The organism is Glutamicibacter sp. (genome assembly GCF_035257265.1).
Lineage (GTDB): Bacteria > Actinomycetota > Actinomycetes > Actinomycetales > Micrococcaceae > Glutamicibacter.
The window spans coordinates 1-2317 of record NZ_DATEXC010000005.1 but is presented as its reverse complement, the minus strand read 5'-3'; the positions used below and the strand labels follow the sequence as shown (position 1 = coordinate 2317).

Genomic DNA, 2317 nt, shown 5'->3' with positions numbered 1-2317 from the left:
CGCAGTGCGTCAATCAAGGCGTCGCTTACCCCGGCCCGGCGGGCAGCGGGCGCATGCGCGTTCCAGACATAGGGGCAGTCCATGGCCCGAGCTGTGGTGATGATGGCCAGTTCCTGGATGTTCTTGGGAAAAGTCGTCTCGTACCGCAGGTAATGGGTCACATGGTTGCGTCGACGGGCCATCTCTGGGCTGTTGATGGTAATCGACCCCGGACCGGAGGTGATTGTTCCGCCACTTTCAGCAGTCATCTCGTCGAACGCCTCACGAAATTGTTCTGGGACTTGATCACGCGTGACTACAGGTAGCCGTGCCATAACTCTCCTCCTTCTGCACTTCGTACACGTCCCGCCTTGCTCTGACAGAGTTGAGCTTATCTTATCAGAATACCAGATGGGCCTCCATACATTGCGGCGAAGCCAGAGATGGCAAGGATCTCTAGATGTCCATTTCATAAGTTCATCGTCAGTTGAGCTGTAGCCCGTGTATACGGTCGAGGGGGGTACAAAGCACGTTCAAAACAGTGGGGGCGAGGGCTAAACCAGGCCCGTCCCTGCCGCTGTTGCCGGCGGGTTTGACTGAAGGGCGTGGCTCGGACCAACGGTTGCCCGGTATAGGTCCATCGATACGGATGCGCATAATGGGTGTTGTACACATCCAGGTAATCAAGCAGCTGCGCCTCAAAGTCGTCGACCGAACAAAAGTCCCCGCGCTTGAGAAAACGGCGAGCCAGCACCCCAAACCATCATTCGACCTGATTGAGCCACGCCCCATGTTTGGGCGTGAAATGCAGTACATGCTTATGCGTCGGATCGCTCAAGAACGCGCGCCGCTGCACCCCTCGTTGGAGTCCCTTGGGGACGAAGGGGAGATCGCACCACGCTGCCACGACGCGGCAGACCTCCAGGCTCCAGTGCGTATGGAGATTGTCGACCACCCAGTCATAGTGTTGCATGGCTGGTAGTTGGCGGACGACGTTGGCCAGATGCGCAGCAAAGTCCTCACTGGTTCTTGTCGGACCAAGATGCCACAGCACCTGGCCGGTCGGCACGACAAAGGAGGCAATCAGCACCCGCACCCCATGGCGGATGTACTCGTGCTCACGTTTCTCCGGCTTGCCCGGTTGGGCTAATTGCGTAGGATGGGCGCGCTGGAGAATCTGCATGCCCGTCTTTTCGTCCACACAGATAACGAGACGACCGTGCTGATAGAAACGCAGGGCGTTGACATACAGGTGGCAGATGTCCCGGGCCTTGGCCTCGAATGCAGGGTCATGGCTATTGAGCCAGGACACGCTCCGATGCGGTTTGAGGTCAGCATCGTCGAGAATCCGCCAGAGAGTGGAGCGGCTCATCGCCCGGGTCCGAGTGTGGTCACGGAGGGCAGCTGTCATGTCATCGAGACTCCACCGTGTCGCGGGGCAGTGGTAATCGGCGGGCGTACTCGTGGCGATCGACAGGACATCGATACGCTCAGAGGGGGGAAAAGCGCCGCGGCCGACCTGGGCGCAGCGCATCCTGCAAACCGGCCAGCCCGTGCTCAAGGTACCGGGTGCGCCAGAGGCCGACGGTCTGGCGGTGACAGTGCATGTCAGCCGCCACCCGGAGATTCGGCGGAGCGTCTGGAGCAGCTGCACGTAGGATGAGGCGACAACGAAAGGCCAGGGCTTGGGGGGTGGAATGGGCACGCGCGAGGGACTCCAAACGTTGGCGTTCATCGTCCGTTAACCTCACTGGACACGCAAAAGGCACAGGCATGGGAGCACTCCTGAGGGGAAGGGAGAGAAATAGGCCTTGACATCACGTTAGCATGCCCTCCAAGTGCTCCCTTTGTCCAGCAAAAAGACTGACGACGGATTTACGAAATGGACATCTAGTCTAACAGCGTGCTGGTCACTTGCATCTGCGGGTCTGCGAGCACCGCGTACCAGGCGACCTTCTGGAACCAGTGTCGCACGCGCGTGCCATTAGCCGCTCCTACCGTGGTGGTGACATGGTCCACAAAGTGGCGCACTCTCTAGCCCAGCGCACATACGCGCAGGCCTTTGCGCTGGCGTGCTGTGTAGAGCAGTGGGTGGAACTGTGTGCGCAAGGCCGTGCCGACCGGGGAGGCGATGGCGGAGGACGAAGTGGGGCAGCACCGTGAACACCGCACGACACGTCGTGCACTGGAGCCGCCAGAATGAGGGTAACACATTGAAATCTCAAGACCATCGTGCAGGTCTCAGGACGTTACCACTAAAATCGATGGAATGTGCCTCGACGCTGTACTTAAAGGTTGCACGAAAACGGCATTGATCCCTTGCGAGCCGCATCACATC

General features: G+C 59.3%; 4 protein-coding genes. All 4 read right to left on the bottom strand.

Annotated features, from left to right (window positions below; all coding sequences use genetic code 11):
• Nucleotides 1-314, bottom strand: a 314-nt coding sequence (locus VJ369_RS00505; protein ID WP_324090205.1) for a carboxymuconolactone decarboxylase family protein, incomplete at its 3' end; no start/stop codon positions are given.
• Nucleotides 315-742: 428 nt separating this feature from the next.
• Complete coding sequence (locus VJ369_RS00500; RefSeq protein WP_324090204.1) at nucleotides 743-1351, bottom strand: transposase; 609 nt, start codon at nucleotides 1349-1351, stop codon at nucleotides 743-745.
• A gap of 118 nt (nucleotides 1352-1469) precedes the next feature.
• Nucleotides 1470-1754 (bottom strand): helix-turn-helix domain-containing protein, encoded by a 285-nt coding sequence (locus tag VJ369_RS19120; RefSeq protein WP_414652599.1) that lies wholly within the window; start codon nucleotides 1752-1754, stop codon nucleotides 1470-1472.
• 115 nt (nucleotides 1755-1869) lie between these two features.
• A complete protein-coding gene (locus tag VJ369_RS00495; protein ID WP_324090203.1) occupies nucleotides 1870-2010 on the bottom strand; it encodes a hypothetical protein in 141 nt (46 codons plus the stop codon).
• Between the last annotated feature and the right edge of the window lie 307 nt (nucleotides 2011-2317).

Excerpts from the sequence above, each read along its gene's own strand:
- VJ369_RS19120 (WP_414652599.1), bottom strand. The coding sequence starts at position 1,754 with ATGCCTGTGCCTTTTGCGTGTCCAGTGAGGTTAACGGACGATGAACGC.
- VJ369_RS00500 (WP_324090204.1), bottom strand. The coding sequence starts at position 1,351 with ATGAGCCGCTCCACTCTCTGGCGGATTCTCGACGATGCTGACCTCAAA.